At 70.4% G+C, this 19779-nt stretch carries 23 protein-coding genes; 4 read left to right on the top strand and 19 right to left on the bottom strand.

Features of this window, described 5'->3' with window-relative positions; genetic code table 11:
* Positions 1 to 329 precede the first annotated feature (329 nt).
* The 11 genes from LI92_RS13770 to hisD all read right to left on the bottom strand — a co-directional run bounded on the left by LI92_RS13770 (position 330) and on the right by hisD (position 9895).
* Positions 330 to 1187 carry a coiled-coil domain-containing protein gene (locus LI92_RS13770; protein ID WP_286135091.1) on the bottom strand — a complete coding sequence of 286 codons (858 nt, stop codon included), beginning with the start codon at positions 1185 to 1187 and terminating at the stop codon, positions 330 to 332.
* A gap of 297 nt (positions 1188 to 1484) precedes the next feature.
* The gene (locus tag LI92_RS13765) at positions 1485 to 2189 is read right to left on the bottom strand and encodes a coiled-coil domain-containing protein (protein WP_286135090.1); all 705 of its coding nucleotides are present in this window, start codon (positions 2187 to 2189) and stop codon (positions 1485 to 1487) included.
* Between the two features lie 162 nt (positions 2190 to 2351).
* Entirely contained in the window at positions 2352 to 3338 is a 987-nt protein-coding gene (locus tag LI92_RS13760; RefSeq protein ID WP_046319742.1) for an alpha/beta hydrolase, read from the bottom strand.
* A 6-nt stretch (positions 3339 to 3344) separates the two neighbouring features.
* The gene (hisI, locus tag LI92_RS13755) at positions 3345 to 3692 is read right to left on the bottom strand and encodes a phosphoribosyl-AMP cyclohydrolase (protein WP_046319741.1); all 348 of its coding nucleotides are present in this window, start codon (positions 3690 to 3692) and stop codon (positions 3345 to 3347) included.
* Positions 3689 to 4474, bottom strand: coding sequence for an imidazole glycerol phosphate synthase subunit HisF (gene hisF, locus LI92_RS13750; RefSeq protein ID WP_046319752.1), 786 nt, complete (start codon positions 4472 to 4474; stop codon positions 3689 to 3691). The genes hisI and hisF overlap by 4 nt, the downstream gene beginning before the upstream one ends.
* A 67-nt stretch (positions 4475 to 4541) precedes the next feature.
* Positions 4542 to 5357: an inositol monophosphatase family protein gene (locus tag LI92_RS13745; protein ID WP_152665472.1), complete on the bottom strand. Its 816-nt coding sequence runs from the start codon at positions 5355 to 5357 to the stop codon at positions 4542 to 4544.
* A 6-nt stretch (positions 5358 to 5363) separates the two neighbouring features.
* Positions 5364 to 6104 (bottom strand): bifunctional 1-(5-phosphoribosyl)-5-((5-phosphoribosylamino)methylideneamino)imidazole-4-carboxamide isomerase/phosphoribosylanthranilate isomerase PriA, encoded by a 741-nt coding sequence (gene priA / locus LI92_RS13740; RefSeq protein ID WP_046319749.1) that lies wholly within the window; start codon positions 6102 to 6104, stop codon positions 5364 to 5366.
* A 20-nt stretch (positions 6105 to 6124) separates the two neighbouring features.
* Positions 6125 to 6730, bottom strand: coding sequence for an imidazole glycerol phosphate synthase subunit HisH (gene hisH, locus LI92_RS13735; RefSeq protein WP_192830052.1), 606 nt, complete (start codon positions 6728 to 6730; stop codon positions 6125 to 6127).
* A gap of 20 nt (positions 6731 to 6750) precedes the next feature.
* On the bottom strand, positions 6751 to 7365 hold the full coding sequence (gene hisB / locus LI92_RS13730) for an imidazoleglycerol-phosphate dehydratase HisB (protein ID WP_046319738.1): 615 nt from the start codon (positions 7363 to 7365) through the stop codon (positions 6751 to 6753).
* Positions 7362 to 8561: a histidinol-phosphate transaminase gene (locus LI92_RS13725; protein ID WP_046319737.1), complete on the bottom strand. Its 1200-nt coding sequence runs from the start codon at positions 8559 to 8561 to the stop codon at positions 7362 to 7364. The genes hisB and LI92_RS13725 overlap by 4 nt, the downstream gene beginning before the upstream one ends.
* Positions 8558 to 9895: a histidinol dehydrogenase gene (hisD, locus tag LI92_RS13720; RefSeq protein WP_192830051.1), complete on the bottom strand. Its 1338-nt coding sequence runs from the start codon at positions 9893 to 9895 to the stop codon at positions 8558 to 8560. The genes LI92_RS13725 and hisD overlap by 4 nt, the downstream gene beginning before the upstream one ends.
* A gap of 163 nt (positions 9896 to 10058) precedes the next feature.
* Between hisD and LI92_RS13715 the strand changes: the two genes are divergently transcribed.
* The gene (locus LI92_RS13715) at positions 10059 to 10469 is read left to right on the top strand and encodes a nitroreductase family deazaflavin-dependent oxidoreductase (protein WP_046319735.1); all 411 of its coding nucleotides are present in this window, start codon (positions 10059 to 10061) and stop codon (positions 10467 to 10469) included.
* Between the two features lie 7 nt (positions 10470 to 10476).
* On the opposite strand, the gene nadC is transcribed toward LI92_RS13715, so the two are convergent.
* From nadC to nadA, 3 genes are read right to left on the bottom strand one after another with little or no spacing between them, the layout of a single operon-like run.
* Positions 10477 to 11334 carry a carboxylating nicotinate-nucleotide diphosphorylase gene (gene nadC, locus LI92_RS13710; protein ID WP_192830050.1) on the bottom strand — a complete coding sequence of 286 codons (858 nt, stop codon included), beginning with the start codon at positions 11332 to 11334 and terminating at the stop codon, positions 10477 to 10479.
* The gene (locus LI92_RS13705) at positions 11331 to 12899 is read right to left on the bottom strand and encodes an L-aspartate oxidase (protein WP_046319732.1); all 1569 of its coding nucleotides are present in this window, start codon (positions 12897 to 12899) and stop codon (positions 11331 to 11333) included. The genes nadC and LI92_RS13705 overlap by 4 nt, the downstream gene beginning before the upstream one ends.
* Positions 12896 to 13948 carry a quinolinate synthase NadA gene (nadA, locus tag LI92_RS13700; RefSeq protein ID WP_046319731.1) on the bottom strand — a complete coding sequence of 351 codons (1053 nt, stop codon included), beginning with the start codon at positions 13946 to 13948 and terminating at the stop codon, positions 12896 to 12898. The genes LI92_RS13705 and nadA overlap by 4 nt, the downstream gene beginning before the upstream one ends.
* Positions 13949 to 13991: 43 nt before the next feature.
* On the opposite strand from nadA, the gene LI92_RS13695 reads away from it, so the two are divergent.
* Both LI92_RS13695 and LI92_RS13690 read left to right on the top strand, forming a co-directional pair.
* Positions 13992 to 14684: an NUDIX hydrolase gene (locus tag LI92_RS13695; RefSeq protein ID WP_046319730.1), complete on the top strand. Its 693-nt coding sequence runs from the start codon at positions 13992 to 13994 to the stop codon at positions 14682 to 14684.
* Positions 14685 to 14727: 43 nt separating this feature from the next.
* Entirely contained in the window at positions 14728 to 16059 is a 1332-nt protein-coding gene (locus LI92_RS13690) for a lipase family protein (RefSeq protein ID WP_152665471.1), read from the top strand.
* Here the strand turns inward: LI92_RS13690 and LI92_RS13685 are convergent.
* From LI92_RS13685 to bioB, 3 genes are read right to left on the bottom strand one after another with little or no spacing between them, the layout of a single operon-like run.
* Positions 16025 to 16642 carry a DUF2567 domain-containing protein gene (locus tag LI92_RS13685; protein ID WP_046319728.1) on the bottom strand — a complete coding sequence of 206 codons (618 nt, stop codon included), beginning with the start codon at positions 16640 to 16642 and terminating at the stop codon, positions 16025 to 16027. The two genes, LI92_RS13690 and LI92_RS13685, sit on opposite strands and share 35 nt — an antisense overlap.
* Positions 16642 to 16881 carry a biotin synthase auxiliary protein BsaP gene (gene bsaP / locus LI92_RS13680; RefSeq protein WP_046319726.1) on the bottom strand — a complete coding sequence of 80 codons (240 nt, stop codon included), beginning with the start codon at positions 16879 to 16881 and terminating at the stop codon, positions 16642 to 16644. The genes LI92_RS13685 and bsaP overlap by 1 nt, the downstream gene beginning before the upstream one ends.
* Entirely contained in the window at positions 16881 to 17879 is a 999-nt protein-coding gene (bioB, locus tag LI92_RS13675) for a biotin synthase BioB (protein WP_046319724.1), read from the bottom strand. Before bioB ends, bsaP begins: the two co-directional genes overlap by 1 nt.
* A gap of 100 nt (positions 17880 to 17979) precedes the next feature.
* On the opposite strand from bioB, the gene LI92_RS13670 reads away from it, so the two are divergent.
* Entirely contained in the window at positions 17980 to 18555 is a 576-nt protein-coding gene (locus LI92_RS13670) for a TetR/AcrR family transcriptional regulator C-terminal domain-containing protein (protein WP_046319722.1), read from the top strand.
* Between the two features lie 19 nt (positions 18556 to 18574).
* On the opposite strand, the gene LI92_RS13665 is transcribed toward LI92_RS13670, so the two are convergent.
* Entirely contained in the window at positions 18575 to 19081 is a 507-nt protein-coding gene (locus LI92_RS13665; protein ID WP_046319720.1) for a 2'-5' RNA ligase family protein, read from the bottom strand.
* Entirely contained in the window at positions 19081 to 19761 is a 681-nt protein-coding gene (gene bioD, locus LI92_RS13660; protein WP_046319747.1) for a dethiobiotin synthase, read from the bottom strand. Before bioD ends, LI92_RS13665 begins: the two co-directional genes overlap by 1 nt.
* Between the last annotated feature and the right edge of the window lie 18 nt (positions 19762 to 19779).

The following is a 19779-nucleotide window of genomic DNA, read 5'->3' as shown; positions in this document are numbered from 1 at the left end:
GACTTCGGCGGCGAGTTGTTCGCGGTCGATGAGCGTCTTCGACTTGCTCGCCTCGAGGGACTTGTTGCGCTCCTGCAGCACGCTGATCTCGTGGTGCAGCCTGCCGATGTAGTCGGAGACCTCATTGCGATCGAAACCGCGCATCTGTGTTTCGAAGTCGGGAATCTCCAGCGCCACCGGCATACTCCTAAGCACCTGAGGGGTTCGGTCTTCGGTCGACGGTAGCCAGAATTCAACCGAGTTAGCTTGTGCCCGAAGCCAACTGGATGTGCCGACTCAAGTCACCGTGCGACGGAGCGTATCAGAACCCCGCGGGCATGTCACCGGACTTACGGTGGGCGAACAGCTTGGGTTTCGCCACCGGCAGTGCCGATCCACTTCTGGATCTCGTCGAGGTCGGCGCGGAGTCCGGCGCGCTCGAGGCGCAGTAGCGCCACGTCGGCGTGAGCGCGTTCGCGCAGCGCCTCGGCTTGTCGCTCGGCGTCGGCGATCAGGGCCGCCGCCTGCGCCCGCGCCTGTTCGTCGAGCGTGGCGATGTTGGCCTCGACCTGTTCCCAGGTGGCCTGCAGCTTCTGCTCCAGCTGCCGCCGCGACCGACCGCGATTGCGTTCGTCGTCTTCCCAGGACCGCTTGATCAGGTTGTCGAGGGCCTCGTTGGACGCCAGGCGGCGGCGTTCGTCCTCCTCGGCCAGCCGGCGGTACAAAGCCCGGCGGCGCTGCTGGGCCTCGGCGGCCTGTTCGGCGATGCGAACGCGCTCCTCGTGCGCCGATCGCAGGATCTGTTGCGCTTCGGCGGTTGCGATGTCCAGGATCTTGATCTGCCGCGCGCGGGCCGCCGACTCCACCCCGGCCAGTTCTTCGCCGGCGGCGGCCCGCTCGTAGTGGGCGGCAACCAGCTTCTCGCGCAGATCCCGGGTCGAAGCGTCGGCCTCCCGACAAGCCAGTTCCTTGACGCGCCGCGCTTCCTCGGCAGCCATCCGCATCATCACCGTCAGCCGCCCGGGTGCTCCGACCGCCGGATTCTCGGCGCCGGTGGCCTCAGCAAGCCGGCGGCGCAGGTTCTGTATCTCGGCGATGAGTTCACCGCGCCGGCAGTCGGCGTCGGCGGCCTTGTGCACGAGGTCCTTCTGCAGCCTCGCCCGCTCGGCAATGAGTTGTTCGCGATCCGATTCAGCCTGCGTCCGCACGGCGTTGAGCGATTTCGCCCGGTTGCGCAAATAGTCAATTTCATGGTGGAGGCGGGCGAGGGAATCCACCACCGCAGTGCGATCGAAACCGCGCATCTGCGTTTGGAATGGCAGACTATTCGGCACCGGAACCGACTCCTCCTCTCGGCAAGACTCGATGGTCGGCCAGCGCTGGGTCAACTCCGGGAAAAGCGCACATCAGGACGGGTCAGCCACCGCAGACAAGCCGCCGCGCGACGAAGCGTAGCAGACGGGTGCGAACGTGTCACCGAAAAAATAAACGGCCGAAGCGGTACTTCAGCGCGGGCGGTTTTCTCGAAACCAGGTTTCTCTGGCCGACAATGCCGATTCGCGATCCACCTGATGCGCGGCATTAACTTGATTTTCGGCATTAACTTGTTTGGCGCGATTGGCCTGCGATGTCGACCGCTCAATCTGGTCGACGATCTTCGCGCGCGCATCGATGAGTTCGGCCAGGCGCCGTTGCGCGTCTGCGACGTGGCTGGTGATCGCACGGTTCATCTCGGTCAGGATCGCCGAGGCGTGGCTTTCGGCCTCTTTCATGATTTCGGCCGCGCTGAGCACGGCCTGCCGGCGCAGCTGCGCGGCCTGCGCCCGCAGGTGTTTGTGCTGTGTTTCCAGCTCGGCCCGCAGTTCGGCTGCCTCGCGGCGCTGAGCCTCGGCGTCGGCCAGAACGGCCGCAGCCTCGCTCTGGGCCGCCGCGCGCAGCTCGTCGGCGAAACGCTGCGCCTCTGTTCGGATGTCCTCGGCTTCGGCCATCGCGCCGTTGAGAATGCCGGACAGTCGATCGCTGAGATCCACGATGTCGCCCGGAATCGCGGAGGCCAGCTCGGTGAACTGCGCCGAGGCGGATTCCAGATTCGCCTGCGATTCGCTCAGCTGGTTCGTCAGCGCGATGATCCGCGATCCGTCCCGCGGCATGTGCGCTTCGATGTCACTGACGGTGCCCTGTGCGTAGTGCGAGTCGATCTCCAGCGACACCCGGTCCAGCTCCACCCCCCGGGTGCGCTGGCTGTGCTCCAACAGGTACCGGTCGTCAGGCTCGTCGGAAGTCACAGTCGGCCAGCATACCGCTCCGCAGCCGGTACCGAATGGATCTGCGGGACTGTCGAAGACGCGGCGGTGCGTGGACGAATCCGGCTGCTACAGATAGGTCCTGAGGTGGTCGCGCAGGCTGGACATGAACGCGGCGGCAACCGCTGATCTGGGCGCATAGCCGTCTGCGGCGTGGTACATCCCCGCCACGGTGAGAAGCTCGCACGGCACGCCGCAGGCGCGCAGTGTGTGCGCGTAGGCGAGGTCCTCGGCGTAGAAGAGGTCCAGGTCGCCCACCCCGATCCAGGCGGGCGCCAGACCGGACAGGTTCGCGCGCCGGGCCGGCGCGGCGTAGGGCGGTGCGTCGGTCATCCGCGGTGCCCGGCCCAGGTAGGCGGTCCAGGCGAAGCGATTGGACTCCGGCGTCCAGACCAGCCGTCCGCGCCCACCGCTGTCGCGCAGTACCGTGCGGTCGTCGAGCATGGGGTAGACCAGGGCCTGGGCCCGCAATCCGAGACCCTCGTCGTGGCAACGCTGGGCGACGGCCGCCGCGAGACCGCCCCCGGCGCTGAAGCCGGCCACCGCGATGCGGTCGGGGTCGATTCCCAACGTGACGGCACGCTCGCGCATCCAGCTCAGCGTCGCCATGCAGTCGTCCAGGGCGGCCGGGAAGGGGTTTTCCGGTGCCAACCGATAGTCCGGCGCCACGATCACCGCGTCCAGCTCGCGGGCCAGACGCCCGTAAGTGCTCAATTCCAGGAGGGCAGAACCCACGATCATCCCCCCGCCGTGCAACATCAGGACAGCGGGCCCGGGCCGGCGGGCGCGCCGGGGTGTCGCCACCAGCACCCGCATACCAGCCGCGCCGACACGGTGGCTCGTCACGGTGACGCCGGGGCCGGCCGGCCGCTTGATCCGGTAGACCGCCCGCAGGAACGGCAGCGTGCGTGCACGGTAGGTCACGGTCACATACGGCAACAGCGGGCTGCGGAGCTCGGGGGCGACGCCGGCGAGGGCCGGGCGCATCCGCAGGTGGCGGCGCGCCGCGAGCGCCGCCGTAGCCGCGGCGGCAGCTCCGGCCAGGGTTGCGCGCACGTCGGCCTAGGGTGCGAGCAACTGGCCGGCGTCGAAACAGCTGTGATCGCCGGTGTGGCAGGCGCCGCCGGTCTGATCGACGGTCAGCAGCACGGTGTCGCCGTCGCAGTCCAGCCGTACCGAGTGCACGTACTGGGTGTGCCCGGAGGTCGCGCCCTTGATCCACTGCTGCTGCCGCGACCGCGAGAAGTACGTGGCCTCACGCGTGGCCAGTGTGCGCGCCAGCGCTTCGTCGTCCATCCAGGCGACCATGAGTACGTCGCCACTGCCCCGCTCCTGGACCACCGCGGCGATCAGGCCCTCGGAGTTTCGCTTGAGGCGGGCCGCAATGGCCGGGTCGAGCCGGTGGGTCATCGCACCACGATCCCCTCCGCAGCCATCGCCGCCTTCACCTCGCCGATCGTGATCTCGCCGAAATGAAACACACTGGCCGCCAGCACCGCATCGGCGCCGGCGGCGACCGCCGGGGCGAAATGCTCCACCGCACCGGCTCCCCCGCTGGCGATCACCGGCACGCTCACCGCCGCCCGGACCGCGCGCAACATCCGCAGATCGAAGCCGGCCTTGGTGCCGTCGGCATCCATCGAATTCAGCAGGATCTCCCCGACCCCCAACTCGACCCCGCGGACCGCCCATTCGACGGCGTCTATACCGGTGCCCTGCCGGCCGCCGTGGGTGGTGACTTCCCATCCGGAGGCGGTGGGAGCCGAATCGGCCGGCACCGTGCGCGCATCCACCGACAGCACGATGCACTGGGAACCGAACTGCCGCGACAGCTCGGCAAGAAGCTCCGGGCGGGCGATCGCGGCGGTGTTCACCGAAACCTTGTCCGCTCCGGCCCGCAACAGCACGTCGACGTCGGCGACCGTACGTACCCCGCCGCCGACGGTGAGCGGGATGAAGACCTGATCGGCGGTGCGCGCGACCACCTCGAGCATGGTCGCCCGGCCCGACGACGACGCCGTCACGTCGAGGAAGGTCAGCTCGTCGGCGCCCGCGGCGTCATAGGCCGCGGCCAGCTCGACAGGGTCGCCGGCATCGCGCAGATTGGCGAAGTTCACCCCTTTGACGACCCGGCCGCCGTCGACGTCCAGACACGGAATGACCCGTACGGCCACATCACTGTTCTGATGCATCGGTTCCAGCTTCGCCTCTCCTGCGTCGAGCCTCGCTGAACCGCTGTGCTGATGCATCGGTTCCATATCAGTAGTCCCCCGGTGCGCCGACTCGCTTGAGGATGTCGAGAATCTGATCGTGTGCCCCCGGCGCGGCGACCAGCGCCGAGTCCGACAATGCCGTCCAGGGGGCGCCGGACAGGTCGGTGACGATGCCGCCCGCCGCCCGCACCATGGCCACGCCGGCGGCGTGGTCCCAGATGTGGTGGCCGAAACTGATCGCACCGCCGAGCGTGCCGTCGGCGACATAGGCCAGGTCGATTCCGGTGGCGCCGTGCATCCGCGTCCGCGAGGTCACCCTGGTCAGTCCCTCGAGCACGGCCAGCCGGTAGCGGCCGGGAAAGCGACCCCGCCATTCGACGTTGAATGTGCCGATGCCGACCAACGAGTGGGCCAGGTCGGCGGGCTCCAGTCGTGGTTGCGCCACCCCGTTGCGGATCAGCGGGCCGCCCGCCACCGCCGTGTAGCGCTGACCGGCGAACGGCAGCCAGGTCAGCCCCGCGACCGGCTCCCCGTCGCGAAGCAGCCCCAGCAGTATGGCGGCCATCGGAGAGCCAGCGGCGTAGTTGAAGGTCCCGTCGATGGGATCGAGCACCCACACCAACGGGGAATCGATCGGCGGGCCGCCGAATTCCTCGCCGTGCACTCCGATTCCGGTCGCCGCGACCAGTGCATCGGTGATCTGTCGTTCCAGGGCGAGGTCAACCTCGGTCGCAAAGTCGTTGCCGCCCTTGCGCACTGCCGATCCAGCCCGGTGGCCGGCCAGAAACGGCTCGGCTGCGACATCGAGGATCTCCGACGCCGCTGCGACCAGCGCCTCCAGATCCACGGTGTCCAGCGCCATGGCGGCCTACTCCTGCACCGTGGACAACGCCTCGGGCAGCGTGAACCGGCCCGCGTAGAGGGCCTTGCCGACGATGGCGCCCTCCACGCCGCGGTTCACCAGCGTGGCGATAGCGCGCAGGTCGTCGAGGCTCGAGACTCCGCCGGAGGCGATCACGGGCGCGTCGGTGCGGTCGGCGACCGCGCCGAGCAGCTCCAGGTTGGGCCCGCCCAGGGTGCCGTCCTTGGTCACATCGGTGACGACGTAGCGTGAACACCCTTCGCGGTCAAGCCGTTCCAGGACCGGCCACAGATCCCCGCCGTCGGTCTCCCAGCCCCGGCCGCGCAGCCGGTGGATGCCGTCGGGATGACTGGGGTCGATCTGCACATCGAGCCCTACCGCGACCTTCTCGCCGTGTTCGGCGATCGCCCGCGCGCACCACTGCGGGTTCTCCAGGGCCGCCGTGCCGAGGTTCACCCGGGCGCAGCCGGTGGCCAGCGCCGCTGCCAGCGACTCGTCGTCACGGATCCCGCCGGACAGTTCCACCTTGACATCGAGACGGCCCACCACATCGGCCAGCAGCTCGCGGTTGGAACCGCGCCCGAAGGCCGCGTCCAGATCGACCAGGTGGATCCATTCCGCGCCGTCGCGCTGCCAGCCCAGCGCGGCGTCGAGCGCCGAGCCGTACTCGGTTTCGCTGCCGGCCTTTCCCTGCACCAGGCGCACGGCGCGCCCGTCGACCACATCGACGGCCGGCAACAGAACCAGTGCCTTGTTCGCAGTCGTACTCACAGTGCCTCCACCCAGTTGCTCAACAGTGTCGCCCCGGCATCCCCACTCTTTTCGGGGTGAAACTGGGTGGCGGCCAACGGCCCATCCTCGACAGCCGCCACGAACGGTACCTGATGGGTCGCCCAGGTCACCAAAGCCTCCGGACGGCCCTCCCAGCGCTGCGCGGCGTAGGAGTGCACGAAGTAGAACCGGGTGTCGGCGTCCAGGCCGGCGAACAGCGTGCTGCCCGGCGCGGCATCGACGACGTTCCAGCCCATGTGCGGGATCACCGGGGCGTCCAGTCGGGTGACCGCGCCCGGCCACTGCCCACATCCGGTGGTGTCGACCCCGAACTCGACGCCGTGGGCGAACAGAATCTGCATCCCGACGCAGACGCCGAGCACGGGTCGCCCGGACTGCACGCGTTCGGCGATGATCTTGTCGCCGTTGACGTTGCGCAGGCCCGCCATGCACGCCGCATAGGCACCGACGCCGGGCACCAGCAGGCCGTCGGCCCCGGCGGCGGCGTCGGCGTCGGCGGTCACCTCGACCTGCGCACCGACCCGCTGCAGAGCCCGCTGGGCAGAGCGCAGGTTCCCCGAACCGTAGTCCAGGATCACCACCCTGGGTTTGGCAGATCCGCTCACAGGGCGCCTTTGGTGGACGGCACCCCGGTCACCCGGGGGTCGGGTTCCACGGCCTGGCGCAGCGCACGCGCGACGGCTTTGTACTGGGCTTCGGTGATGTGGTGCGGGTCGCGCCCGTAGAGCACCCGCACGTGCAGCGCGATGCGGGCGTTGGATGCCAGCGTCTCGAACACGTGCCGGTTGATGACGGTGTGGTACGGCGCCTGCGTTCCGGCGATCGTGGTGTGTGCCAAGTGATCCGGCTCTCCGGTGTGCACGCAGTAGGGCCGCCCGGACACGTCGACGGCAGCGTGTGCCAGGGTCTCGTCCATCGGGATGAAGGCATCGCCGAAGCGGCGGATGCCCACCTTGTCGCCCAGCGCCTCGCCCAGCGCCTGCCCGAGCACGATCGCGGTGTCCTCGACGGTGTGGTGCGCTTCGATCTCGGTGTCGCCGTGGGCGCGGACCGTCAGATCGAAGCTGGCGTGCGCGCCCAGTGCGGTCAGCATGTGGTCGAAGAACGGCACTCCGGTGTCGATGTTCACGACGCCGGTGCCGTCGAGATCGAGTTCGACCGTGATGTCTGATTCACGGGTGGCACGTTCTACCCGGGCGCGGCGATTGCCGGTCATGATGCTCCTTTGTGCTGGTGGCCGCCGGCTGCGTCCGGTTCCGCCGCGCCGGCGATCGGTACCGGTTGCCGGGTGAGTTCGGTGGCCGCGAGCCGTTGGCTGGCGGCGAGCAGCGCGTCGTTCTCGTCCGGAAGCCCGGTGGTGGCCCGCAGGTATCCGGGGATGCCGACATCGCGGATGAGGATACCGGCGTCCAGGTAGCGCTGCCAGGTCGCCGGGGCATCGGCGAATTCGCCGAACAGCACGAAGTTGGCATCGCTGGGGATCACCCGAAAACCCATGTCGGACAGCGCTCCCGAGACGCGATCCCGCTCGGATATCAATTGTGCGACGCTGCCCAGGGTGTCGTCGGCGTGGCGCAGCGCGGCGCGTGCGGCCGCCTGGGTGACCACCGACAGGTGGTACGGCAGCCGCACCAGCAACATCGCATCGATCACCGCCGGCGCGGCGATCAGGTAGCCGAGCCGGCCGCCGGCGAACGCGAACGCCTTGCTCATCGTGCGGGTGACGATCAGCTTGGCCGGGTAGTCGGTGATCAGCGCGATCGCGCTGGGCTGTGAGGAGAACTCGCCGTAGGCCTCGTCCACGATCACGATCCCGGGCGCCGCCTCCAGCAGCGTCCGCAAGTCATCCAGCGAAACACTTTGCCCGGAAGGGTTGTTCGGGGACGCGATGAACACCACGTCGGGCTGGTGCTCAGCGACGGCGGCGGTCGCCACGGCCACGTCGAGCCCGAAGTCAGACCCGCGGTGCACGGCCAGCCAACGCGTCAAGGTGCCGTCGGCGATGATCGGGTGCATCGAGTACGACGGCACGAATCCGATGGCGCTGCGGCCCGGCCCCCCGAACGCCTGCAGCAATTGCTGCAGGATCTCGTTGGAACCGTTGGCGGCCCACACGTTGTCCGGCCCCACCGCCACCCCGGTCTGGGTGGTCAGATAGTCGGCCAGGTCGGCGCGCAGCGCGACGGCGTCACGATCGGGATACCGATGCAGCTCGGCGGCGACCTCGCGCACCGAACGTGCCACGTCGTCGACCAGTGCCGCACTCGGCGGGTGCGGGTTCTCGTTGGTGTTGAGCCGCACCGGAACATCGAGCTGCGGTGCGCCGTAAGGAGACTTGCCGCGCAAGTCCTCGCGCAGGGGCAGGTCCGCCAGGCCGATCTGTGCACCGGGCCGTGACTCGGTGGCGCTCACTGCTCGAACCTCCGCCGGACCGCCTCGCCGTGCGAGGGCAGATCCTCTGCGGTGGCCAGCGCGATCACGTGCCCGCTGACGTCCTTGAGCGCGGCCTCGGTGTAGTCCACCAGGTGCACGCCGCGCAGGAAGGTCTGCACGGACAGACCACTGGAGTAGCGGGCACTGCCGGCGGTGGGCAGCACGTGGTTGGAGCCGGCGCAGTAGTCGCCCAGACTGACCGGCGAGTACGGTCCGAGGAAGATCGCGCCGGCGGAGCGGATGCGACCGGCGACGGCCGCCGGGTCGGCGGTCTGAATCTCGAGGTGCTCGGCGGCGTAGGCGTTCACCACCTCGATACCGGCGTCCAGATCGTCGACCAGCACGATCGCCGACTGCGGGCCAGACAGCGCGGTGCTGACCCGCTCGCGGTGCACCGTGGTCTGCAGTTGCGCGTCGACCTCCCGGGCGGTGGCGTCGGCCAGTTCGGCGCTGGTGGCCACCAGCACACTGGCCGCCATCTCGTCGTGCTCGGCCTGACTGATCAGGTCGGCGGCCAGGTGTGCCGGGTTGGCGGTGTTGTCGGCGAGAATCGCGATCTCGGTGGGACCGGCCTCGGCGTCGATGCCCACCTGCGACCGGCACAGTCTTTTGGCGGCGGTGACGTAGATGTTGCCGGGGCCGGTGATCATGTCGACCGGGGCCAGTTCGCCGTCGTCGGTGTCGGTGCCGCCGTAGGCCAGCAACGCCACGGCCTGCGCGCCGCCGACCGCCCAGACCTCGTCGACACCGAGCAGCCGGGCCGCGGCCAGGATCGTGGGGTGCGGCAGGCCGTCGAAGGCGGCCTGGGGCGGGCTGGCGATCACCAGCGAGTCGACCCCGGCGATCTGGGCCGGGACGACGTTCATCACCACGCTGGACGGGTAGACCGCGTTGCCGCCGGGCACGTACAGGCCGACCCGTTCGACGGGAATCCACCGCTGCGTGACGGTGGCGCCCGGGGCCAGCGTGGTGGCGGTATCGCTGCGCCGCTGGTCAGTGTGGACCGCACGGGCCCGGCTGATCGCCACCTCCAGAGCGGCCCGTACCGCCGGGTCCAGCTCGGTCAGGGCGTCCGCGAGCGCCGCATCGGGCACCCGGACCGTGCCGGGCCGCACCCGGTCGAAGGACTCGCCGAATTCCAATGCCGCCGCGGCCCCACGCTGCGCGACCGCCTCGACGATCGGGCGCACGCGCGGCAGCACCGCCTCCACGTCGGCGGCGCCGCGGGGCAGAACCGAACGCAGCCGGGCCCTCGAGAGTCGCGAGGATGGGTCCGTCTGGTCGGTGCCGCGCAGGTCGATGCGTGCCATCAGGCCGGTGTTCACGCCGTCCATTGTCCCAGAGAGCCTCAAGTCAATATCGCCGCGCCGGGATGACCCCCGCCGCCGGGGCCCCGCGGCTAGGGTGGTGCGCAGTTGCGGCGTCGGCGAGCACCGATCGCGGCGCCGTGGTCGCCCCCAGGAGAACGGAGTTGCCATGGCTGTCGACAAGGGTGCCGCGGGCCCGTCCACGCTGCCGGCGGTGTTCCCCGCCTGGGTGGATCGGCTGCAGATCAAGTACGTCAATCCGGTGGTCAAGCCGCTGGCGAAGTTCATTCCCGGCACGTCGGTGATCACCCATCGCGGCCGCAAGTCCGGCAAGGTGTACCAGACGGTGGTGACGACCTACCGCAAGGGCGACACGCTGGCGATCGCGCTCGGCCACGGCAAGACCGACTGGGTGAAAAACGTGCTGGCCGCAGGCGAGGCCGACGTGCAGCTGTTCCGGCATCAGCTGCACCTGGTGAACCCGCGGATCGTGCCCGCCGGCTCCGGTGACACCAGCCTGCCGGCGCTGCTGCGGCTGCAGAACCGCAAGGTGGCGGTGCTGGTCACCGATATCGGCTGACCGGCCGTCACATGTCCAGGCCGATGTCGAGCACCCGCACCGAATGGGTGAGGGCGCCCACGGCCAGATAGTCGACGCCGGTGGCGGCGTACGCGCCGGCGGTCTCCAGGGTCAGTCCGCCGGACGACTCCAGCAGCACCCCGGGGGCGCGGGAATCCCGCCGCTGCACCGCCATCTGGGTCTGCCATACCTCGAAGTTGTCCAGCAGCACCAGTTCGGGCCCCTCGGCGAGCACCTCGTCGAACTGCTCGAGCGAGTCCACCTCGACCTCGCAGGGCACCTCCGGAGCGGCTTCGCGCACCGCCCGCAGCGCCGCGGCCACCGATCCGGCCGCCGCGACGTGGTTGTCCTTGATCAGGGCGGCGTCTCCCAGCCCCATCCGGTGGTTCACCCCGCCGCCGACGCGCACCGCGTACTTCTGCAGCACCCGCAGACCCGGCAGCGTCTTGCGGGTGTCCCGCACACGAGCCGACGTCCCGTCCACGGCGTCGACCCACGCCGCGGTCGCGGTCGCGATCCCGGACAGGTGACAGACCAGGTTGAGCATGGTGCGTTCAGCGGTCAGCAGGCCGCGGGTGTCGGCCCGCAGGCTCAGCACCGGCGCGCCGGCGTCGACCCGGGTGCCGTCGGCCACCCGCTGCACCACCTGGTAGCCGTCGGCGCCGAGAACCTCGTCGAGGACCAGCAGGGCCACGTCGAGCCCGGCGATCACGCCGGGCACCCGGGTGACCATCGCCGCCTCGGCCTTCACCCCGGCCGGCACCGTCGCGGCGGTGGTGACGTCGGGCCCGTAGCGCAGATCCTCGTCGAGGGCGCGCACGATGATCTGGCGCGCCTCGTCGAGTTCGGTATCGGAAAGCATCAGACTCCCGCGGGGGTTTCGAGCGCGACACTGCCGTCGCGCAGCCGGATTATGGAACTGCGGGCCTGCCCGGGGTCGGCGGCCGGATGCTGCGCCCGGTGGTGGCAGCCGCGGCTCTCGGTGCGGGCCGCTGCCGCCGTCGCGATCACCCGGGCGGCCACGGTCAGTGCGGCTTCCTCGACTCCGGACCGATCGGCGACGTGGCGCCGGTCGGCGTCGGCCAGCACCTGCTGCAGCCGCGCCAGTCCGGAGCTGTCGCGGACCACCGAGGCATCGCGGGACATCGCCTCCTGCAGCCGCTGCCGGGGCAGCACCGGGTGGCGGGCGGGCTCGGGGAACGCGGCCCGGGCCGGTCCGGCGGCTGCGCAGTGCGCGGCGGCGGCGGCGCCGGCACGGGCGCCGACCACCAGCCCCTCCAGCAGGCTGTTGGACGCCAGCCGGTTGGCTCCGTGCATGCCGGTACGGCCGACCTCCCCGGCGGCGAAAAGACCCGGCAGCTCGGTACGGCCGGTGACGTCGGTGAGCACCCCTCCGCAGCTGTAGTGCGCGCCGGGGACCACCGGAATCGGTTGCCGGACAGGGTCGATGCCGGCGTCGCGGCAGGCCGCGGTGACGGTCGGAAAGCGGCTTTCGAAGTCGGCGATCCCGCGAGCGTCGAGGAAGACGCACCGGTCACCGGTCTCGCGCAGGCGGGCGTCGACGGCTGCCGCCACCACGTCGCGGGGCGCCAGGTCCCCCATCGGGTGCACGCCGTCGGTGATGGCCGCGCCGCGGGCGTCGACCAGCCGGGCGCCCTCCCCCCGCACCGCCTCGGTGATCAGCGGCCGGCGTCCGGCGCCGTCGCCCGAGAACAGCATCGTGGGATGGAACTGGATGAATTCCAGGTCGCTGACGGCCACCCCGGCCCACAGTGCCAGGGCCACGCCGTCGCCGGTCGCCCCGCCGGGGTTGGTGGTCGCCCGGTACAGGTGGCCCAGGCCGCCGGTGGCCAGCACCACCGCGGGGGCGTGGATCACGCCGATCCCGTCGGCGTTGGCCACCAGCACACCGGTGACCTGGTCGGCGTCGCGCAGGATCTGCAGCACCACCTGGCCGCCGCGAACGTCCAGCGCGGCCGCCGCCTGATCCAGCGCGCGCTGCACCTCGGCCCCGGTCGCGTCGCCGCCGGCGTGAATGATGCGGCGCCGCGAGTGCCCCCCTTCGCGGGTGAGCGCCCAATGGCCGTCTCGCGCGCGGTCGAACTGCGCACCGGCGTCGGCCAGGTCGCGGACGGCGCGATACCCGTCGGCCACGATGGAGGCCACCGCGTCGCGGTCGCACAGTCCGCCGCCGGCGGCCACGGTGTCGGCGACGTGGGCGGCCACCGTGTCGTCGGTGTCGGGCAGCACCACTGCGATCCCGCCCTGGGCGTAGTGGGTCGCGGTTGCGGCCGCACCGGCGGCGGACTTGCTGAGCACTACGACGTCGCGCCCGGCCCGGTGGGCGGCGCGAGCCGCCGCCAGCCCACCGACACCGGTGCCGATGACGACGACATCGGCCCGCTGCTGCCAGCTGGGACCAGGGGTCACTTGCTGACCGGGACGGAATGTCCGATCGCGATCATCCGCTGCACGCTACGCGCGGCCAGCCGTGCCGTCTCGGGGTCGACATGGATCTCGTCGGCGCCCTCGGTCAGGCAGCGCAGCAGTGCGGCCGGGGTGATCATCTTCATGTACTTGCAGGCCGCCTTGCGGTTGACCGCCTCGAAATCCACCTGCGGCGCGGCTTTGCGCAGCTGGTGGATCATGCCGATCTCGGTGGCGACCAGCACCTTGGTGGCCCCGGTACGGGCGGCCTCTTCGAGCATGCCGCCGGTCGAGAGAATCTTGACCTGCTCGGCGGGGAAATGGCCTTCGCCGACCAGGTACAGCGACGACGTCGCGCATCCGCACTCGGGGTGCACGAACAGTTCGGCCTCGGGGTTGGCCCGCGCCATCGCCTCGAGCTCGTCGCCGTTGATGGCGGCGTGCACGTGGCATTCACCGGCCCAGATGCGGATGTTGTCGCGGCCGGTGACGCGCTTGACGTGCTGGCCCAGGAACTGGTCGGGCAGGAAGAGCACCTCGCGGTCCGGATCGATCGCGTTGACCACGTCGACGGCGTTCGACGAGGTGCAGCAGTAGTCGGTCAGGGCCTTCACCGCCGCCGTGGTGTTGACGTAGGAGACCACGACCGCGTCCGGGAACTCGTCGCGCCAGGCCTGCAGTTCCTCGGCGGTGATGGAGTCGGCCAGCGAACAGCCCGCCCGGGTGTCGGGCAGCAGCACCGTCTTGTCCGGGGAGAGGATCTTGGCCGTCTCGGCCATGAAGTGCACACCGCAGAACACGATGGTCTCCTCGGCAGCGGTGGCCGCGATGCGGGCCAGCGCCAGGGAGTCCCCGACGTGATCGGCGATGTCCTGGATCTCGGGCAGTTGGTAGTTGTGGGCCAGGATCGTCGCGTTGCGTTCCTTCTTGAGCCGAAGCACCTCGGCCACCCACTCCGCGTCGGGTTCGACACCGCTGTAGCCGGCCGGTGAGTTCACGATGCGGCCGGTCAGGCTGCCCGCCTGCACACCGGTGTCGGTGAGGGTGGTCATGGTGACTCCTCTCAAAACAGGTTTTCGACTTATAATCGAAAACATGGTTCATACTAGCACCGCCCACGAGGTGCTCACCGTGGTCTTCCAGGTTGGCGGCCTGGATCAGCGCCGCCCCCAGCTCAACGTGCTGCTGTGGGAACGCGCCCGCGAGCCGCAGTCCGGCCGGTGGTCGCTGCCCGGCGGCCTGCTGCGCACCGACGAGGATGTCACGGCATCGGCCCGCCGCCAGCTCGCCGAGAAGGTCGATCTGCGTGAGATCGCCCACCTTGAGCAGCTGGCTGTGTTCTCCGACCCCGGCCGGGTACCCGGGGTACGCACCATCGCATCGACGTTTCTGGGCCTGGTGCCCTCCCCCGCCGTCCCCGAGCTGCCGAGCGACACACGCTGGCATCCCGTGGACGATTTACCGCCGATGGCGTTCGACCACGGGCCCATGGTGGAGCACGCGCGCAGCCGCCTGGTCGCCAAAATGTCCTACACCAACATCGGATTCGGCTTGGCCCCAACGGAATTCATTCTGTCCACCTTGCGAGACATCTACAGCGTGGTGCTGGGCTACCAAGTCGACGCGACCAACCTGCAGCGGGTGCTGGTACGCCGCGGGGTGATCACCCGCACCGGCACCACCGCTCGCTCCGGGCGCAGCGGGGGCCGTCCGGCGGCCCGCTACCGGTTCACCGACTCCGAATTACGGGTCACCGACGAATTCGCCGCACTGCGACCGCCCGGGTGAGTCGACTGGAATCTTAATGCCCTCTTAAGAGACAATGGTCGACGTGGAATTCGACAGCCTGGCCCGAGAAAGTTCTGTCGAGTGGATCGGGCAGGCTCCGCACGAGCCGGCACAACCCGGCGCTCGCCCCCTGCTGCCCGCCGAAGATCCGTTCTACGACCCACCGGCCGGCTTCGCCCACGCGGCGCCCGGCACGGTGCTGCGCTCGCGCGACGTCGAACTGGCGTTTCTCGGGCTGATCCCGCAACGGATGCGTGCCACCCAACTGCTCTACCGGACCACCGACCGCAACGACGTCGCGCAGGCGGCGGTGACGACGGTGCTGGTCCCGGCCGACCGAGGCCCGCACTGCCCGATCGTGTCCTACCAGTGCGCTATCGACGCTGCGGACGGCCGTTGCTTCCCGTCCTACGCGCTGCGGCGCCGGGCCCGGGGGCACGGCTCGTTCACGCAGCTCGAGATCGTGCTGATCGCGGCCATCCTGGACCAGGGCTGGGCGGTATCGGTCCCCGACCATGAGGGCCGCGACGGCCACTGGGGGGCGCCCTACGAGCCCGGCTACTACATCCTCGACGGGGTGCGCGCCGCGCTGACCGCCGAACGGCCCGGGCTCTCGCCGGACGCCCCGGTGGGCCTGTGGGGCTATTCCGGCGGCGGCCTGGCCACCGGCTGGGCGGCGGAAGTCTGCGGCGATTACGCGCCCGAACTCAACATCGTGGGTGCGGCGCTCGGTTCGCCGGTGGGTGACCTGGGGCACACTTTCCTCGGGTTGGACGGGACGTTCTTCTCCGGGTTGCCCGCGGTGATGATCGCCACCTTGGCCAAGGTCTACCCCGACTTGCAGAAGGTGATCGACGACCACGCCACCGCCGAGGGCAAGGCCTTGCTGCATTCACTGGAATCGATGACCACGCTCGGCGCCATCATGCGGATGCGCCACAAGTCACTGGAGGAGTTCATCGACCAGCCACTGCAGGACGTGGTGGAACTCCCTGCGGTGCAACACGTCTTCGACGACACCAAGCTTGGCTACCATGCGCCGAAACCACCGGTGCTGATGCTGCAGGCCGTTCACGACCAGGTGATTTCCGTCGTGCACATCGACCACTTGGCCGAGGCCTACGCGAACGCCGGCGCGCGGGTGACCTATCACCGCGACCTGCTCAGCGAGCATGCGACGCTGCACCCGTTGTCGGCGCCGATGGTGCTGGATTGGTTGCGCGACCGGTTCGCCGACCGGCCGCTGCACCAGTCCGCGGTCAGCAGCGGGTGGCCGGTCCTGCTGAACCCCAGGACCTACCTCGGCCTGGCCCGCCTGGGCCTGGTGGCGACCCGCGTCATCACGGGAGGGGCGCTGGGCCGGCTGCGCTTCTGAGGCCGGCCGGCGGTTCGGGCGGATAACCCCCGAGGTCGTCGCGGGTGCTCCACATCGCGCAGCCGCCGTACACCAGTACCGCGGTGGCCGCCGGCAGCAGCAGTGAGGCGGCGATCTGCAGCGCGGTGTGCCCGAAGAACACCGGCGGGCCCTCGGCCACGTAGTGCACCCGGTGTTCGGGGCTGACCGGCGCGGCCTCGATGTCGATGGTGCCGTAGCGGCGCTGCACCAGAACGGCCCCGGTGAGCACCGCCAGTGCTGCCCCGCCGATCAGCCCGGCGGTCATGCTCAGCACCATGCCCGGTCCCCGATGCACCCGCCATTGCCACGCCAGGGCGCCCGCCACCACGGCCACCGCGGCGAGCAGTCCGATCAGCAGGACCGGCGCGATGAAGAAGTTCTCGGCCTCGTTGCCCAGGTAAGCCTGCACCCGTTCGCCGCTGCGCGTCAGTGCCACCACGCCGTGGATCGGTGGGGCGATCCACGCCCACACCGCGCCGACCGGCAACCCGATGACCGTCAGTCCGGCGGCCAGCCTCAGGCCGGCCGCTGCGCGTGTCAGCCGCGGGGCGGCGGTACTCATCACCGTTGCGGGTCCAAGTCGGTGGAGTCCACCAGGCCGTGCCGCGAACACTTGGCCCACCAGCCGTCCGGGCGAACCTGCACCATCATCCGGCGCCCGCAGGAGGCGCAGAAGCGCGGCGCCTCCAGGCCCAGCTGTGCCGCGGTGGGCAGCGATGTACCGGCGGGATCGTCGATGCGGGCGCCGGTGTAGACGTTGAAGACGCCGGCGCTCAGCGCAACGGGCAGGTCGGCCGGCATCAGAGGGTGGCGTTGAGAGCCTTGATCGGCATCTGCAGGTCGTCGAGCAGCTCCAGGTCCGCTTCGGCGGGCCGGCCCAGAGTGGTCAGGTAGTTGCCGACGATCACCGCGTTGATGCCGCCCAGGATCCCCTTCTTGGCGCCCAGGTCGCCCAGCGTGATCTCCCGGCCGCCGGCGAACCGCAACATGGTGCGCGGCAGGGCCAGCCGGAATGCGGCGACTGCCCGCAGCGCGTCGGCCACCGGCAGCACCTCCAGGTCACCGAACGGGGTGCCGGGGCGCGGGTTGAGGAAGTTCAGCGGCACCTCGTGGGGATTCAGTTCGGCCAGGTCGGCGGCGAACTCGGCCCGCTGCTCCAGCGTCTCCCCCATGCCGAGGATGCCGCCGCAACACACCTCCATGCCGGCTTCGCCCACCATGCGCAGCGTCTCCCAGCGCTCCTCCCAGGTGTGGGTAGTGACGACGTTGGAGAAGTGCGACCGGGCGGTCTCCAGGTTGTGGTTGTAGCGGTGCACACCCATGGCGGCCAGCTGATCCACCTGCTCCTGGGTCAACATGCCCAGCGAGCAGGCGATCTGGATGTCGACCTCGTTGCGGATGGCTTCGATTCCCGCGGCGACCTGGGCCAGCAGCCGCTCGTCGGGGCCGCGCACCGCGGCGACGATGCAGAACTCGGTGGCCCCGGACTTGGCGGTCTGCTTGGCCGCCTCGACCAGACTCGGAATGTCCAGCCAGGCGCTGCGCACCGGCGACGAGAACAGGCCCGACTGCGAACAGAAGTGGCAATCCTCCGGGCAGCCACCGGTCTTCAGGCTGATGATGCCCTCGACCTCGACCTCCGGGCCGCACCAGCGCATCCTAACGTCGTGAGCCAGCGACAGCAGCTCCTCGAGCCGGTCGTCGGGCAGCTGCAACACTTCGAGCACCTGATCCCGCCGCAACGCCTCACCGCGCTCGAGTACCTGCTCCCTGGCCAGCGCCAGGATGTCGTCGGTCATGCGCGCCGCTCCTCCTCATCGCTTCGCCCTGCATCGTCGGCGCCGCGGGTCACGCGTGCTTCCATCAAGACTTGAACGGTGTTCAGGTTAGGCTAGCGGGGTGCAGCTGCACAAACCTGACGTGGTCGCCGCGGCGACCGCCATCCTGGACGACTACGGCATCGCCGACCTGTCGATGCGCCGGCTGGCGCGCGAGCTCAATGTCAGCCCCAGCGCGCTGTACTGGCATTTCGCCAACAAGCAGCAACTGCTCGGCGCGGTCGCCGATCGGGTGCTGGCGCCGGCCTGCGCGGACCCCGGGCCGGGCAGCTGGCAGTGGCGGATCGAGACCGTGGGCCAACGCCTGCGCGACGCATTGCTGTCGCACACCGACGGCGCCGAACTGGTGTCGGCCAGCATGGCGGCCGGCCAGTCACAGGCGGCCACGGCGATCCTGGCGCTGCTCGCGGACGCGGCGACGGCGGCGGGCGTGCCGCCCGAGCAGGCCGGGCAGGTGGGCCGGACCGTCGTCTACTACGTCTTGGGGTTCACCGCCGACGAGCAGTCCCGCCTGCAGTGGGATGCCGCCGGGGCCGCCGACATCACCCGCGACGCCGACCCGAGCACCGCGTTCGGCTTCGGGCTGGGCTTGCTGATCGACGGCCTGGCGATGCGCGCCGGGCTGGCCGTGAGCTAGCTTTCGCGCCGGCTCGCCGTCACCGGATCGGCGTCTCGGTGCGGGCCTTGCCGTCCCAGCGCCGCAACCCGACGAACCGGCCGGCGACCTCGGGGCGGCCGGCGATGCGCTGCGCCGTGCCCAGTCGGGCCGGGCCGACCCGGCGGGCCAGCGTGACGTGCGGGGTCCATTGGCCCGGTGCCACGTGACCCAGCGGGCCGGGTTGCAGATGCGGTATGGACAACCGGTAGACGAGCTCGTGCAGAGCCAGCAGTTCGGCCGTCGGCACCACCAGGCGGGCCAGCACGGCCTGCGCGCGACCGAAGATCAGCGTCGCGCCGAGTCGGGCGTCCACGGGCAGGCTGTGGGCGGCCTCGGCCAGCGCGGCGTCGACGCGCGGATCGATGCGCTCGGCGACCACGAGGGTGACGTGCGGTCGAGCCGCCGGGGCCTGGCCGGGCAGGCCGGCCGCGGCCAGCTCGCTCCAGCTCCGCCGCACCGCGTTCTCGGTGTCGGCGTCGAAGACCAGCTCGATCGAGTGGACCATCAGCCCGCCAGGCTGCGCACCCAGTCGGGATCGAACGCGGCTTTGCTCATGGCGGCGAACTGGGCGGCATCCAGTGCCGCGGATCCGGCCGGCAGCACCGCGCGTACCGGCGCGTGGCGGGCCAGCGCGCCGCGGTTTCCTTCGGCCGCCGGATCGGGCAGCTCGGGCCAGCTGCCGATCACCAATCCGGCACACGACAGCCCTTGGGTGCCAAGTGCTTCCAGGGTCAGCGCGGTGTGGTTGAGGGTGCCCAGTTCAGCGCCGACCACCACCAGCACGGCGGCGCCGAGATCGACCGCCACGTCGCGCAGGGTGACCCCGTCGGCAGCCAGCTCGACCAGCAGGCCGCCGGCGCCCTCCACCAGGGTCAGCCGGTTCGGGCGGTCGGCGGCGCGGATCATCGTCACCAGGTCCGTGCGGCTCGGCAGTGCCGACCCGGCCTGCTCGGCCGCGGCCGCCGGGGCCAGCGGCGCCGGGTAACGGGCGCCGGGGAACAGTTCGGTGACCCCCGACAGGCGGCCGACCTCGGCGAGGTCGTCGTCGCCGTCGGCGGTGCCGGTTTGGACCGGCTTGCAGACCGCCACATCCAGGCCCGCTTGGCGGGCGGCGCAGGCCAGTGCCGCGGTGGCGATCGTCTTGCCCACCCCGGTGCCCGTGCCGGTGATGACCAGCACCGTCATGATGACGCCACGGCGGGG

The organism is Mycobacterium sp. UM_Kg1 (assembly GCF_000972925.1).
GTDB classification, from domain to species: Bacteria; Actinomycetota; Actinomycetes; order Mycobacteriales; family Mycobacteriaceae; genus Mycobacterium; species Mycobacterium hiberniae.
The sequence above is the reverse complement of the archived record's forward strand: the minus strand, read 5'-3'. Positions and strand labels throughout refer to the sequence as shown.